The sequence below is a fragment of the Acinetobacter lwoffii genome (assembly GCF_022967985.1).
GTDB lineage: Bacteria > Pseudomonadota > Gammaproteobacteria > Pseudomonadales > Moraxellaceae > Acinetobacter.
The window spans coordinates 79,101-94,579 of sequence record NZ_JALJVC010000008.1; the positions used below are offsets into that span (position 1 = coordinate 79,101).

The 15,479-nt window shown below is 42.5% G+C and carries 14 protein-coding genes; 7 read left to right on the forward strand and 7 right to left on the reverse strand.

The features are described 5' to 3' along the window. Positions 1-82: 82 nt before the first annotated feature. Positions 83-1,258, forward strand: coding sequence for a benzoate/H(+) symporter BenE family transporter (locus MWG72_RS06695; protein ID WP_180037492.1), 1,176 nt, complete (start codon positions 83-85; stop codon positions 1,256-1,258). A gap of 39 nt (positions 1,259-1,297) precedes the next feature. On the opposite strand, the gene MWG72_RS06700 is transcribed toward MWG72_RS06695, so the two are convergent. Together MWG72_RS06700 and MWG72_RS06705 are read right to left on the reverse strand one after the other, a co-directional pair. Beyond that, complete coding sequence (locus tag MWG72_RS06700; protein ID WP_005106592.1) at positions 1,298-1,642, reverse strand: SMR family transporter; 345 nt, start codon at positions 1,640-1,642, stop codon at positions 1,298-1,300. A 90-nt stretch (positions 1,643-1,732) separates the two neighbouring features. Next, complete coding sequence (locus tag MWG72_RS06705) at positions 1,733-2,719, reverse strand: alpha/beta hydrolase (protein WP_247143513.1); 987 nt, start codon at positions 2,717-2,719, stop codon at positions 1,733-1,735. 266 nt (positions 2,720-2,985) lie between these two features. On the opposite strand from MWG72_RS06705, the gene MWG72_RS06710 reads away from it, so the two are divergent. Together MWG72_RS06710 and MWG72_RS06715 are read left to right on the forward strand one after the other, a co-directional pair. Continuing rightward, positions 2,986-3,429 (forward strand): universal stress protein, encoded by a 444-nt coding sequence (locus MWG72_RS06710; protein ID WP_180086910.1) that lies wholly within the window; start codon positions 2,986-2,988, stop codon positions 3,427-3,429. Between the two features lie 135 nt (positions 3,430-3,564). Beyond that, the gene (locus MWG72_RS06715) at positions 3,565-4,011 is read left to right on the forward strand and encodes a universal stress protein (protein WP_004278835.1); all 447 of its coding nucleotides are present in this window, start codon (positions 3,565-3,567) and stop codon (positions 4,009-4,011) included. Positions 4,012-4,044: 33 nt separating this feature from the next. On the opposite strand, the gene MWG72_RS06720 is transcribed toward MWG72_RS06715, so the two are convergent. Together MWG72_RS06720 and pepN are read right to left on the reverse strand one after the other, a co-directional pair. Next, positions 4,045-4,254 carry a hypothetical protein gene (locus tag MWG72_RS06720; protein ID WP_004278836.1) on the reverse strand — a complete coding sequence of 70 codons (210 nt, stop codon included), beginning with the start codon at positions 4,252-4,254 and terminating at the stop codon, positions 4,045-4,047. 207 nt (positions 4,255-4,461) lie between these two features. Continuing rightward, entirely contained in the window at positions 4,462-7,068 is a 2,607-nt protein-coding gene (pepN, locus tag MWG72_RS06725) for an aminopeptidase N (protein WP_247143514.1), read from the reverse strand. 361 nt (positions 7,069-7,429) lie between these two features. Between pepN and MWG72_RS06730 the strand changes: the two genes are divergently transcribed. The 3 genes from MWG72_RS06730 (at position 7,430) to thiM (ending at position 9,889) form a co-directional block, all read left to right on the forward strand. Beyond that, complete coding sequence (locus MWG72_RS06730; RefSeq protein ID WP_004278839.1) at positions 7,430-7,687, forward strand: hypothetical protein; 258 nt, start codon at positions 7,430-7,432, stop codon at positions 7,685-7,687. A 161-nt stretch (positions 7,688-7,848) separates the two neighbouring features. Beyond that, on the forward strand, positions 7,849-9,009 hold the full coding sequence (locus MWG72_RS06735) for a hypothetical protein (protein ID WP_247143515.1): 1,161 nt from the start codon (positions 7,849-7,851) through the stop codon (positions 9,007-9,009). A gap of 31 nt (positions 9,010-9,040) precedes the next feature. Beyond that, positions 9,041-9,889, forward strand: coding sequence for a hydroxyethylthiazole kinase (thiM, locus tag MWG72_RS06740; protein WP_247143516.1), 849 nt, complete (start codon positions 9,041-9,043; stop codon positions 9,887-9,889). Between the two features lie 572 nt (positions 9,890-10,461). Here thiM and MWG72_RS06745 read toward each other — a convergent pair. Beyond that, positions 10,462-11,985 (reverse strand): TerC family protein, encoded by a 1,524-nt coding sequence (locus MWG72_RS06745; RefSeq protein WP_247143517.1) that lies wholly within the window; start codon positions 11,983-11,985, stop codon positions 10,462-10,464. Positions 11,986-12,727: 742 nt separating this feature from the next. On the opposite strand from MWG72_RS06745, the gene MWG72_RS06750 reads away from it, so the two are divergent. Beyond that, a complete protein-coding gene (locus MWG72_RS06750; RefSeq protein ID WP_004278843.1) occupies positions 12,728-13,192 on the forward strand; it encodes a MarR family winged helix-turn-helix transcriptional regulator in 465 nt (154 codons plus the stop codon). A 78-nt stretch (positions 13,193-13,270) separates the two neighbouring features. On the opposite strand, the gene MWG72_RS06755 is transcribed toward MWG72_RS06750, so the two are convergent. Both MWG72_RS06755 and MWG72_RS06760 read right to left on the reverse strand, forming a co-directional pair. Further along, positions 13,271-13,933, reverse strand: a complete 663-nt coding sequence (locus MWG72_RS06755; RefSeq protein ID WP_071850115.1) for an SOS response-associated peptidase family protein — start codon at positions 13,931-13,933, stop codon at positions 13,271-13,273. Positions 13,934-14,025: 92 nt separating this feature from the next. Beyond that, positions 14,026-15,474, reverse strand: coding sequence for an aldehyde dehydrogenase family protein (locus tag MWG72_RS06760; protein ID WP_247143518.1), 1,449 nt, complete (start codon positions 15,472-15,474; stop codon positions 14,026-14,028). Positions 15,475-15,479 lie beyond the last annotated feature (5 nt).

Below are 15,479 nucleotides of genomic sequence, written 5' to 3' on the forward strand. Positions count from 1 at the left end.
TCTGGATAAAATTGTTAAAAACATTGTGTTGATACGTGAAAAGCGTATGATTTAAACGCATTTAAAAATAGTGTCATGGATGATGCCAAAACTTTTACAAGATCTCTCCTTTCCCGCCATCATGGCCGGTTTTATTACCTGCATGATTGGTATCAGTGTTTCTGCCGTACTGGTTATTGAAGCTGCGCAAAGCCTGGGTGCCAATCAGGCACAGATCAGTTCCTGGTTGTGGGCACTGGGTATCGGCATTGGAGTTTCCGGGTTTCTGCTTTCCTGGAAATATCGCTATCCGATTTCAACCGCCTGGTCGACTGCCGGTCTGGCGCTGGTCATTGCTTCTGCCGGTCACTATAGTCTGGGGGAAGCAATTGGCGCTTTTCTGATTTCTGGCATTCTGATCGCTTGTCTAGGATTTTTTGGAATTTTCGAGCGAATTTTCCAGTTTATTCCACAAAGTTTGACCAGTGCCATGCTGGCAGGTGTCTTGCTGAAATTTGGTATCTCTGTGTTTGGTAGTTTGCAACAGTCATGGGAATTTGTGCTTTGTGTACTGGCGATTTATCTGGTTTCCAAAAAACTGAGTACGCGGTATAGCATCGTGATTACCGTGTTAATGGCTATTGCCCTTTGTCCGTTCTTTATTAATTTTACTATTCCACAGCTGAACTGGAGTATTGCCCAGCCGGTATGGATTACACCTGAATTTAGTTTGCAGGCTGTTTTAGGATTAGCCTTACCGTTAATGGTGATTAATCTGGCATCGCAATACCTGCCTGGCTTGGCCGTCATCAAAAGTTATGGTTATCCCCCGAAAGTAAATTCTATTCTAGGCTGGACGGGTATTACCCAGGCGATGCTGGCACCCTTTGGCTGTTTCAGTGTCAATCTTGCCGCAATCAGTGCGGCAGTCAGTCTGGATGCCCAAGCGCATCCTGATCCGGCCAAACGTTATATTGCAGGGATGAGCTGCGGCCTGTTTTATATTCTGATGGGTTTTTTTGCTGCGACCTTGACCAGTGTACTGATGGCTTTTCCAGGGATTCTGATTACAGTCTTGGCAGGCATTGCCCTGTTTGGCACCATTGGCCACAATATTGCGCTGGCTTTTCAGGACAGTCACGACCGTGAAGCGGCACTGATGACATTCCTGTTTAGTGCCTCTAATATTCAGTTTTTCGGTATTGGTTCAGCTTTCTGGGGACTGCTACTTGGTTTGACGGTTTATTTGCTGTTTAAGCTTAAACCGCAAGTGGCGTAAGCTTATTGTAGAAATGAGGCAATTACTTTTGCTGCCTTTTTAATGCCCGGCAGTTTGGGAAAACAGGTTAATCACCACCACACCGGAAATGATCAGTGCAATCCCGATAAAAGCGGGCACATCCAGCGCCTGCTTAAAGATTACATAGCCTACGATTGCCGTAAGAACGATGCCTACTCCCGCCCAGATTGCATATGCAATGCCTAAGGGGATTACTTTAATCACCTGAGACAGCAAATAAAACGCAATACAGAATAAAACGACTACTGCCAGAGATGGCCATAATCGGGTAAAGCCTTCAGACTTCACCAGAAATGTTGATCCAGTCACTTCGGCAATAATAGCCAATGCCAACAATAAATATGCCCATGACACAGGATTCATTTTTTAAACTCCAAACAATTTTTCAATGATTGCTGTCGGGACGATCTGACATGATCAATCTTGAGAGATTCATTTTGCACCGTTTTCTCTTCAAGGGGAAAGCTGATGTAAAAAATCCAGGGTTTTGACAAAGGTTTGCTGACTTTCCTTTTTTCCCATAAAAAACTGATATTCATGAATGAGCCAGGCCTTAGACTCTGGATAAAATATTTCAGTCACAGGAACCTGCTGTTCCTTCAAAGCTTTTACAAATGGTAGCGACTGAGTATCGGTCAGAAAATCCTTGTTCCCGCCACTGATGAACACTGGCGGATAAGACGGCGTAATATACTGAATCGGAGAAATCTGCTTTAAAAACTCGGCATCATGTTTACGATCGCCGGTATAAGCCTGAATCAGGTTAAAGACACCCCATTCGATAATTTTCATTTCCTCAGGTGCTGTGCTGGCAAATGCTTCCAAGTCATAGATTCCACAATGCAATATTAAACCTTTAAGCTGCGCAGGTTGCAGATGAGGCTGAATACCGGATTGGTCGGCAAATACGGGATTGGTCAAAAGAGCGGCGTAATGGCTGGCCATATTCGCCCCGGCAGAATCTCCGGCCAGATATAAGTTCTGGGCATCGATTTGATAGGTTTCTGCATAGGTATCGAGAAATTCAAGTGCCTGATTGATCTGGTGTAACTGGCTTGGATAGGTCACTTGTGGCGCAAACTGATATTGCACGGATACCACGTTATAGCCCTGTGCCGCCAGCAGCTTGAAATAACCCCGTGCATGTTCTTTCGAACCTGAAATCCAGCCGCCGCCATGAATCCAGACAATAGTCGGTCGCGGGCCAATACTGGCAATATTCTGCGGCTGATACAGATCCAGAGATAATTTCTGTTGCGGCGCATAGGCAATATTCTGCTGCACGATAACCGCACTAGGTGCATAACGATCCATCACTTTTTGCTGCAAGCCTGTGGTCAGGTTAAAAGCACCGGCAATGACTTTACTGTTCTGTGCGGTCTGACAGCCGGAAAGAATAACTGAACTTATGAGCAAAAGATGAATGGCAAAAAACCTCAAAACTGTCCCCTATACATGATCTAAAAACAGGCTACGGCAGTTTAAACCATCCTGCTGCAAACAAGGACTATTCATCCTCTTATTTTTGATCACTAAAACTGCAATTCCGAGTTTTTTACTCTGTTTTTCTCATCACTTTTACATGAAAAATATTTGTAATTTAATAAGTTTTTTCAATTTTACCGCTTTTTTGCAATTGCACCCGCCACAGCACTGTGCTATCAATAAACCAAGCCTAAAAATCAGACAACCTGCGGAGAAAAGCCATGGCCTATCAACATATTTTAGTCCCAGTGGACGGTTCAGAAATTTCCTTTTCTGCAGTACGACATGCTGCCAAAATTGCCAAGGCATTTGGTAGTCAGCTTTCCCTGATCAGCCTGATCGCAGAAGATCCTTTTACCGAGGCTGATTTCTATTACAGCTCCTCTATCATGAAGGAATATTTTATCGAGGCACATGCCAATGCCAAAAAGGCCTTGAAAGAAGCCACTGCCATCGCAGCCGGTGAAGGTATTGAAGCGCAATCCCGCATTGTCACAGGTTTAGTCAATGCAGAACATATTGCTGAAACCGCGGGTGAGGTGAAAGCCGACCTGATCATCATGGGTTCTCATGGCCGTAAAGGCTTCCAGAAAATGATTCTGGGCAGCTTTGCACAAGATGTATTGGGTGCGAGTGAAATTCCCGTACTGATCGTGAAAAAATAATCCTGATGCTGCGCATCTTCAAGATGCGCAGTACTTGCTACTTTACATTTGAACCTCTAGCAAAACATGCTGTGGAGATTTACTCGCTTAAACCACACTCCCCCTTTACTGCAATAATAAATATGAGGAAGCACCATGAATAACTATGATCATCTTCTCGTAGCACTCGATGAGTCCTCGATTTCCTATGCTGCCGCAGATCATGCCCTGGAACTGGCCAAAGTATTTCATAGCCATGTCACTTTACTCAGTGTGATTGCGGTGGATCCCTTTAAGGGCGTAGATTTTTACAAAGTTGCTCCAGCAGTCACAGATTACTTTATGCATGCAGAACAAAATGCACTTGATCGTTTAAATGAACTGAAACTGAACTTTGTTCGTGATGGCATCCAGGTGACGACAAAAATCCTGCATGGCATGGCGCCGTCAGAAGGCATTATGCAGGCTGCAAATGAATCCCCGACCGATATGATCATTATGGGTTCACATGGTCGTAAAGGTCTGCAAAAACTTATGCTGGGCAGTGTCGCTCAAAATGTTCTGGCACTTTCCTCTATTCCAGTACTCATCGTCAGACAATAAGATGCTTGATCAAAGCCTGTATGATGCAGGCTTTTAGCGAAGTTTTTGATTTAACTCACTTAAGAAAATTTCAGCATCAAGCTGGCTTTGAAATACTTTTTTGTATTCTCCGACCTGCTGAATGGAATGCGGCGTATATTGAATGGAGATTTCAAGTAAGCCATTTTCAGGATTCTTGCTGACATGTACGGCAATAATATGCTGGCTATTTAAATAAAAACCATCTTCAATTTTCACTAACATATCTTGGACAACCTCTAGTAAGCGAATCTGTAGATCCCTTTACCTAGCTTACAGCTTAATAAACAAATACTCTTTTCCATATAATCATACTGTAACACCCTTTGATACTTAACTCGGCCTTTAGGGAAATTCAACTGTATTTAAAGACAGCATTTGAAAAGTAAAAAAAACCGGATCATGTCGATCCGGTTTTTTTAACAATAAATATTATACGCTGAGCATACTATTGAGTGTCTCAGACACATTTTTAGATTTAACCAGTGGCTTTAAGGTTTCAAGCTGTGCTTTCACTTCACTGCGTTGCGGTTCTGCCAAGGTATACCAGCGTGACAATACCTGTAGCAAACGTGAGCCTACAATCGGATTTTTCTCGTCCAGATATTTTGCCAGTCCAATAAAATGCTGCACGCCAAAGCTCCAGGTATTGACCGGATTAGCATTCAGCCCCCCGCTCACTGCACGGATACGGTTAGGCACCGCCAAATCATAATCCGGATGCTGGGTCAGATACGCAATCGTTGCATCCGTTGCTTTTGGATGTGCTGCCTGAACCATAAACCATTGGTCTAAAGACAAGGCTTCATCTTCAAAGCGGCTATAGAAATCTGCCAAAGCTTCTTCTGCTTGTGGTGCATCATTCCAGACCAAGACTTTCAGCGCACCCAAACGTTCAGACATATTGCCTGTGTGATATTGCTCATGGGCTAAATCAAAGGCAAATGCATCTCCCTGACGAGCAATCATCGTCAGCATGATGTTTCTTAAGGCGCGCACGCCCATTGCTTGCGAGAATTCAGATTGCAGATCTGGATCCAGACTCAGATAAGTTTCTTTCGCTGTTTCCCCAAATGCGCGTGCCAAGGTATGCAGCAAAGCCTCACGTTTTTCCTGAATCATGACTGGATTATAATCCTGATCAATACGGCTACCTAAATAACCTTCCGACGGAATATCAAACAGACGTGATGCCAACAGCGGATCTTTCTCAATCACATCCGGCAAGGTATTGAGCATAGCCTCGATATAAATTTCTGCAGGCTGGTCATCCAGCAAGATACGCTCGAGTAAGGTCTGAGTTGCTTGCCACTGGTTAAAACCATTGGTCTCGTATTGCAACAGGAAAGCCAGTTCTTTTTCTGAATAGTCAAAGTCCAGATTCACCGGTGCAGAGAAATTACGCAGCAAGGACACCACCGGTTTTGCTGTCACACCGCTAAATTCGATCGTGGCTTCATCCTGATCAAACAGATACACGCCATCTTTGACGCCATTTTCAAAGAGTGCCTCAGAGTTCAGCGTTAGCTGCTCACCGCTTTCAGCATCAAACAGTGCCAAAGCCACTGGAATGGGTACTGCTTTCAGATTTGGATATTTAGCATGGGTTTTCAGGCTTTGCTTAAAGCTGAGGCGATAGATTTGGGTCTCTACATCATATTCAGCTTTTGCTTGAAGTTTAGGCGTACCTGGCTGGTTGTACCAGGTCAGGAAGTTAGAAAGATCTACACCTGAACCGGCTGTAAGCGCGGCCACCCAATCCTCAACCGTTACCGCCTGACCATCATGACGGCGGAAATACTCATCAGTTCCTTGACGGAATTTTTCCTTGCCAAGCAAGGTCGCCATCATGCGGTTAATTTCCGCACCTTTTTCATAAACGGTGGCGGTATAGAAGTTGTTAATTTCTACAAAATGATCCGGACGCGGTGGATGTGACAATGGGCCTGAATCTTCCGGGAACTGATGTGCTTTCAGAACTGCCACATCATCAATACGCTGTACTGCAGCCGACTGTAAATCTTCCGAGAAAGACTGATCACGGAATACGGTCAAGCCTTCTTTCAGACACAACTGGAACCAGTCACGACAGGTAATCCGGTTACCAGTCCAGTTATGGAAATATTCATGCGCAATGACTGACTGCACTCGCATGATAGCAGCATCAGTGGTGTACTCTTCATCGGCCAGCACACATGAAGTATTGAAGATATTCAGACCTTTATTTTCCATGGCACCCATGTTGAATGCACTGGTCGCCACGATCATGTAGTTATCCAGATCATAAGGCAGACCATAATGCTCCTCATCCCAGCGCATGGAATGTTTGAGCGCTTCCATGGCGATCTTGCATTTTGGAATATCTTTTTCTTCTGCGTAGATTTCCAGAGCTACATTGCGGCCTTCCGATGTGATATAGGAATCTTTCATCACTGCCAAATCACCAATGACACAGGCGAACAAATAGCTCGGTTTCTTGGTCGGGTCCTGCCAGATGGCATAATGACGGTTGGCATCGACTTCACCGGTTTCTAGCAGGTTACCATTCGCGAGCAAGACCGGATATTTCTTGTCTGCTTCGACACGCGTCGTAAAGACTGACAACACATCTGGACGGTCTGGATAGAAAGTAATTTTACGGAACCCTTCTGGTTCATTTTGGGTCACAAACAGATCTGAACTAGCCTGATATAAACCTTCCAGCATAGTATTACTTTCAGGATGAATTTTAACCACAATTTCAAGCAACACTTGATCAGGTGCATTGGCAATGACCAGCTGTTCAGCATCCAAGTGGTAGTCACTGGCATTCAGGGTTTGACCATTTAACTTAATCGATTGCAGCTCTAGATCGCGGCCAAGCAGAACCAGATCGCCAGCAGTTTGGCGCTGCATCTCCAGCTTGCTGCTGACCAGACTGTGGTCACTATAGACTTGAATATTCAGGTCGATGAAATCAACAATAAAGGAAGGTTTTTGATAGTCTTTTAAATAAATGGTTTGATCCGCTTCGATCACCGGGTTTGCCGCAATATTCATGTCCTGTCCTAATCTTTTATCGTGTTCGACATTGTTCATGTCAAAATCATACGCCAAGTTTTAAACGCTGTCTGTGCATTTGTATTGTTAGATCTAATATGGGCATTTCATGCACCACTTTCAATGCATTCTGCCTAATTGAGCAGCACTCGACTCTACATAAGAAATATCTGTGCCATAAAAATAGTCAGGATCATAATTTCTTACATTTTCATAAATAACTGATTTAAAAATATATAATTTTATTTGCTGAGTACCGAATAAATTCTGATTAATAAATGAGCACACTTCTTGCTACAGTTAAACTGTGTTTTTCCACACTTCCAATGAAAGAATAATGATAACGATGATGAGGTGAGCCATGTATTTAAAACAGCATGTTGTACGGATCGAAAATATCAAAACTTTGCAGACCCTGGATCAGGCCAATATTGACCATAAAGTGATTGCCCTATTGATGAGCTGTGAAGGCATTCCGCTTCAGGCCCATGAAGTGACTGCCATTCTCAACACCTACGATGCACTCGGTGCCAAAAAAGTGCCCTCTAAAAAGGTTCAGGCCTTAATTCATGCCAAACATCGCGGCGAGGAGGATGACACATTACCCTGCCCGGTTTAAAAAGCGTCATTTCATGTTTTTAAAATCAGAGCTACTTCGGTAGCTCTTCTCCTGTTTGGGTGACTAATTTTGATTTAGAAAAATTGCACCAGTCCACTACGTTTGCATCTCATCAGCCGTGTATAATCAAATGCCCGTCCATTCTAGAGTTGCTCGCGACCATGGTATTCAGTGTTCTGCAAAAACAGCTTGATGAAAGTACCCAATGTCCGCTGTGTAAGGCATCGATGTATTGGATTGAGGCAGAGCAATATGATCAGGAACTGAACTATCATGAATGCAGTCATTGCCAGCATCAGCTTTACTCCGATCAAAAGCACAATTGTTATTGCGAACAATGTCTGGCGCAGCGTAAACGCATGCTTAAGGAAGTCCGTTTACAGGAAAACCGTCAATATCATAAAAAACAGGATCGACCGGTTCTTGAGCTGAATCAGCTCAGTTTTATCAATAAACTGTTTTTACTTGCGATTCTGGATGAACAGGTGCAGGAATATAGCCAACACCGTGAATATATTGACTGGCATCAAATTCGATATTATTCCATCAGTCCCAACTATCTGTTCCAACATGGTCTGGTAAAAAGCCTGATCCGGGATCAGGTTCTGATTCCCAAAGATCTCCAGCAGGAAAATCAGCATTATTATATAAATGTGCGACTGGATGGCTATTCTGAACCGACCCTGTTCAGCATTACCCAGCAGCTGCGCAATTGGTTTTATCAAAACCTGAGCCAAGGTGTGCCCTTTAAAAGTGCAGATGAAGTCAAAGATGCACTCTATTGCCTGCTATATGAAGAAATTATTCAGTTTGCCCAATTCTATTGCCGTAGCTGGAATGTGCAGATTGCCGGAAATCAGAGCTTTCAGACCTTTTGCTATCGACTTTTGGATGTACTTGCTGTGGGCCAGATTTATTATCTGGTACAAACAGGACTTGAATATCTGTATAAACAAAAAGCCCTTAAGCCTCGCAATGAAAACTTTATTAATACCAATCTGCTGAAAAAAACCTTACAGCAGTATCGCGAACGTTCCGTGACGGAAAAATGGGAAACCTCTACTTTGCCTCGACCACCGCAACTGGCATTTAGCAAGATGAGCGAAATCTTGTTTTACCGTTTTCTGGGCTATGATGAAAATATCTTCTTTCAGCCAGTCTGGCGTTCGTGGCACAAAATCGAACCTCGCCTGAAATTCTACTCCCAGAAACGTTGTATGCACTGTGGCTCACAGGAACTGTCGGTGGATTATGATGCCAGTGATTATGTCAGCCTATTCTGTCGTAGCTGCAAGCATCAAGACCACTATTTTACCCGCTGACCGAATACAACGAATCTTTCTCTTATTCTAAATGACCATGATGACCACTTCGATGCAAGCATTACAGCAAACACTTCTGGACCAGATCTGTGAAGCCTGGTTGAAACTTCAGCAACAGCAGCCTCTGGTACATATAATGACCAATACGGTGGCCAGCAACTATGTCGCCAATATTGTACTGGCTGCACATGCGTCTCCGGCCATGATCGACAATCCTTTTGAAGCTGAAAGTTTTGCCAAGATTGCAGCAGCGATCAGTCTGAATCTGGGTACACCAACCACCGAGCAAGTTCAGGCGATGCAGATTGCTGCGAAAACTGCACATCAATTGCAAAAACCGTGGGTGCTTGATCCGGTCGGTTATGGAACAGTTCTGCACTGGCGTTCTGGCATCGTAGATCAGTTGATGCATTCCCAACCTACGATTTTACGAGGCAATGCTTCTGAAATTGGTGCCTTGGCCGGTAAACAGATTGAGTCCAAGGGTGTAGACAGCACGGTAGACAGCGCAGATGTTTATTTACAGGCGCAAACTTTGCTGGATCATTGTGAATGTATCGCGATCTCCGGTGAATCTGATTACATTATTTCGAAAGACTATCCTGTGATACAGGTGTCAGGCGGTTCTGCTTTACAGCCCCGAATCACGGCGATGGGATGTGCACTCGGTGCACTGATCGCTGCCTATAGTGCAGTAACGTCTCCAGCCCTTGCTGCTTTAACGGCACATGTACATTTTGCAATTGCCGGTCAATTGGCATTTGAACGCGCACAACAGTTAGGCAGTTTTAATGTCGCCTTTCTGGATGAAATCCACCAACTCAATACTGAAACAATCCGAAAATACGCCAACTTTAAAATTCTGCCAGAATCCATTTAGTTTACTGGTCGCTTCACAGGGTGTTTATTCTCTTGAATAGATAAACGCCCCTATTTAGATTGATCCTGCTCATTTGCTCTATTGACCTCATTAGAAATGTTTTGTCTAGCTCTTTCGGAGATCATTTTTGAGTAGTTTTATTCTGAACTGAGTAGGCTTCATGCAACTTATCTAGTGATTTCCACACAAACGGTTTCCATTTTACTTAAGATCTGTTTGCATCATGCAAATCTAGTTCATGTGAATTGTAGTTCAATTTTTTGTCAGTATTTAAATATGACTTTTAAGTTTTGATTAACAGGTTACATAAATCAATATTTAAAGCCTGATCATGCTTATTTTTGATTGCTGATTTGACTTTTTCGGCTTTAAAATTTCAGTGCAATACTAGGATATTCAGCTCAATCCGGAACATGACTAATAGTATGAATAGACTAATAAAAATCAATTCAAACAATGAGCTAACTTTGATTTCAATAAGTCAGCTTTACAAATATGCATTAAAAAAGCCAGCTGCCACTAAAGCAACTGACTTTTAAGATTTGAATAAATAACGTGTTTAAAACACCTGTTTAACCTGCGTAATGAATGCTGACCGACTTGATACGATTGCTTTCAATTTCAGTGACTTTGAACTGTACACCTTGATAATTTAACTCGGTGCCCACGTCAACCGTACTGTTGGTTTTATCCAGAATCAAACCCGCAACACTGATATAACCGGCATCTTCATCAATCAGATCAATCATGCCAAGTTCCAGCTCAAGCTGATACAAGTCTAACATGCCCGATGCGATCCAGTGCGTATCATCCACTTTCACCAGATCCAGCTGTTCGTCTGCATCCGGGAATTCACCAGCAATTGCTTCAAATACATCCAGCGGTGAAATCAGACCCTGTACATTACCAAACTCGTCACTCACCAAGACCAAAGAACCTTTAGAAGTACGCAAGGTATTAATCGCGTCAATAACTTTCATCTTTTCAAAGATATAAATTGGGCGATGACGTTTAATCAGTGCTTTTAATTCTTCCGGCTCTTCCAGTACATCCAATAATTCTTTGGCACGTACTACGCTAATCACCTTATCTAGGCTACCGCGACATACAGGGAACAGACTGTGTGGAACAGACAGAATTTTTTCACGGATCTGTTCTGGGTTATCTTCTAGATCAACCCATGAAATCTGACCGCGCGGCGTCATGATCGAAGCAACTGAACGCTCTGCAAGGGTAAGCACCCCACCAATCATATAGCGTTCTTCATCTGCAAAGGTTTCTTGTGCCTCATTATTTTGACTGTCGGTCGTCTCTAGCTTGCCACCCATTAACTTCAGGATCGAGTCAGCCGTACGATGACGCAAAGGAATCTTAGATTCATGTTTAGCAGCATTACGCTGACCAAACTGGTTAAATGCTTCAATTATGATCGCAACACCAATACCTGAATAGATATAGCCTTTAGGAATATGGAAACCAAAACCTTCTGCAATTAGACTGATACCAATCAAAAGTAGGAAGCTTAAACACAGAATCACCACGGTTGGATGACGGTTCACAAAATTGGTCAATGGTTTCGATGCCAATAGCATCACGCCCATTGCAACAATCATGGCAGCCATCATGACATAAATGTTGTCGACCATACCAATGGCGGTAATTACTGAATCTAAAGAGAAAACAGCATCTAAAACAACAATCTGTGCAACAACAGCAGTGAAACTTGCATATACCACATTGGTAGACACTGTGACTTCAGGTTTACCTTCAATCTTTTCATGCAGCTCAGTAACGGCCTTATACACCAGGAACAAGCCACCAAATAACAAGATCAGGTCCCGACCGGAGAAGGTCCAGTCAAACACAGTAATCAATGGTTGTGTCAAAGTGACCAACCAGGCAATGGCAAATAACAGGCCTAGACGCATGAATAATGCGAGAGACAAACCAATAACACGTGCTTTATCGCGTTGTTCAGGAGGAAGTTTTTCAGCCAGAATGGCAATGAAGACTAGGTTATCAATACCTAAAACAATTTCAAGAATAATAAGAGTAATTAAACCTACCCAGATTCCGGGATCTAATAAAAATTCCATTAGAGAATGACCCCGTTCGAGTAAGCTAGAAATAGAGATGGAAGATCAACGCACGGCGAGGGATCCATTAAAATTTAACCTATGCAACTTAAGACTATTCCATTATGCATAAACTGAGTATTTTGTAATGTATTAATTTACAAAAAAATTACATGATCATGATTTTATTGAGACTTTTATGACCAACTGATTGATGCTGAAACTGATTAATTTTAATTTTTTCTACATCATGTATTCGAATTGAATTAAAAATAAACAGAATTTAGTTTGATTAGGCTATTATTTTTAAGGTCACTTAAAGATTAGAGCATAAACTATTTTTTTATTGAAAGAACAATCACTTAAAAATATAGCTGTAAATAATCATTTACTATATTGACTAAAACCACTCAATCACCCTATATTTCTTAAATCGATTAATTTATTGAAATACAATTATTTGCATTAAAACCTATTCAGACAGGCTGCTTAAGAACAATAAAAAGTCTTGGAAAACATTTCTACTCACGAAATACATAATGAGGAATTAAATTTATACAAAATATTATCGCCTTTCATCCGATTTTAAAGAACAATCTTCGCGCCAGATAAGGCTCACATGCAGAACTGATCAACTCCTTGGGATGTTAAGCAAAACTAAAAAGTGTTAGCGCTTTAACATTTTTAAAATAAAGGTTGAAATATGCATAAACTTTTTCATAAAATGAAAGGGCCCTAGAAAAATAAATACAAGGAACATTTCATGACTAAGAAATATGCAAAATTTTTGCCGTGTACGGAAGAATTTAATTTAGAAAACTTTCCATATTATTGGGTAACTCAGGTTCATGCTCAATACGTCGTTAATGTCGATCATGCACTAAAAAAGTATGGTGTTGACAATTCCCGCCGCCGCATCCTTCTTGCACTAAAAGCCAAACCGCATGCCAGTGTTTCTGATTTGTCAGAGATGGTTGTTTCTAAAATGTCGACCACGACTAAAATTGTCTACCGCTTAAAAGACGAAGGTCTGGTTGAAACCTATTCATGTGAGGATGACGCACGGATTACCCGAGTATTTTTGACCGACAAAGGCATGCAAATGACGCATAAGATCAATGATCTGACAAATGTGGTACTGGAACAGTCATTTGAAGGCCTGACGCCTTTGCAAATTGAAAAAACCATGGAAAGTTTACGTCATATTTTCAAAAATTTAGCTCGTTAAGAGACCTACTTTTTATTTTAAATAGACGCTGGCGAATTGGCGCATACTTTACAATAATAAATAATTCGCCAGAGCTTTCTAAAAATCAAAAAAGTTCAGTTGTGGACTGACTTTTTTGATTTTTTCTTTTGGTACATGTGAACATTCAAACTCTTCTACCGGAAAGCCCTCTACAAAGCTACGAATATCCGGATGCCTTAGCGTTAGCCATTCTTGCAGTCGCTGCTGTGGAATCACAATAACCGAGCGTTTGATATTACCCGGCTCATGAAACTCCTTCATCATGGGATGGTCAATTGCATCCATGGTAATCATACTGGCAGAGCGTACAATTTCCCCTTGTACCCGAGCAATCTCATACACAGCTGCAATAAAAGTCGCCTGACCATCTTTACGTCTTACACCCCAACGCTGCGGTTTATTGTCAAAATATTTGGACTCATAAAATTCCGATACCGGAATGACGCCAAAATGACATTTGGCAGTGGCCTCAGCAAAAGTGGGCTTTTGCAGTAAGGTTTCATTTCTGGCGTTATAGGTCTTGGTGCCTATAGTTTTGTCTTCTGCCCATTTCGGAATGAGTCCAAAATTCACGGAACGCCATTCCAGTCCTTGAGCGGAATGAAATAAAAGCGGTGTAGCATAATTGGGATAGACCTCCTCTGGATATTCAAAAGGAATTTCTGGCAATCCCAGATTATGCAACTGCTCTAAGGTTAAAGGCTTAAAATTGGCGCACATGGTTCATATATGTAAATCATTCGACCATAACATTATACCGTGATGCCAAGTCGAAGCCTGTCGTATTTCTATAGTTTTAGGCGCGTTGACTGTTATGAATTCGGTACCGTCAACCAATGTGTCCGGGTAAACTCTTCAAAAATCCAGCGACCATTGAAACGACCCAATCCTGAATTTTTCTCGCCGCCAAAGGGTGCATTTGACTGGTCTGCCACACTAATGCCATTAATATGTGTCATACCGATATCCAGTTGTGCGGCAAACGCGCTGCCTCGCTCGATGTTTGAGGTACATACTGCACTGGATAAACCAAACTCGGTCGCATTGGCCAGGTTTAAAGCATGTGCTTCATTCCGGGCTTTTAAGATAGGTAAAATCGGACCGAAGCTTTCTTGCTGCGCCAGATCGGAATCTTCCGCGACATCAATAAAAATATGCGGATAGACCAGATTCCCTTCAATTCCTCCTTCATACACCAGTTGTGCGCCCTGCTCGCTGCCTGTTTGAATGATCTGTTGATGCTTTTCAACCTGACTCTGATTAATGATCGGACCGATCACGGTATCTTCCAGATTTGGATCACCTACCGGAATCATTTTGATCCGATCCAGGAGCTTATCTACATAAGCATCATGGATAGAGGCATCGACAATGACCCGGTTAGTACTCATGCAAATTTGTCCCTGATGCATAAAACGCCCCATCAGCGTTAGTTCAACCGCAAGATCAAGATCGGCATCATCCAGAATGACCAAAGGTGCATTGCCACCCAGTTCAAGTGCCAGACGTTTGATTCTCGAACTGGCTAGAGCCTTACTGCCAACACTTTTTCCCACTTCGGTGGAGCCGGTAAATGAAATCATTTTCGGCACTGAATGCTCAACAAAATAATCCCCGATTTCACTGCCAGCACCGGCAACAATATTCAGTGCACCTGCAGGCAAACCTGCCTCTTCAAATAATTTACCAATTAAGGTGCCGCCAGTCACTGGTGTATTACTGGCTGGCTTCAGCACAACGGTATTACCACAGGCAATTGCAGTTGCCACTGAACGTAAGGATAAATGAAATGGAAAGTTCCATGGACTAATGACAGCAATCACGCCTAAGGGCTTGCGCAAAACCATACTTTTACGTGCCGGATCCTTACTTTCCAGCTGTTCTGTTTGGATCCAGTCTGGAAAAGCCAGACTTTCCTGAATGATGCCCAGAGCAGCATCCACCTCAACGCTGGCTTTAATGCGCGTACTGCCTGATTCAATAATGAGCCAGTCAATGATTTCGTCCCGACGCTGCTGAATAATTGTCATCACATTTTGCAGCACTGTTTTTCGTACTTCAGTGGGATTCAAAACACCCTGCTGAAAAGCCTGCTCTGCTGCGGTATAAGCACTGTCGACATCGACAGAACTGGCAGCTGCCATACTAAAAATTTCACTCTGGGTATAGGGATTAATATTTTTTATTATTCTGGTTGAAGTACCAGCTTGCCACTGACCATGAATAAACTGCTGGTCTAAATTTTGATATACCGTTGTCATTTTAT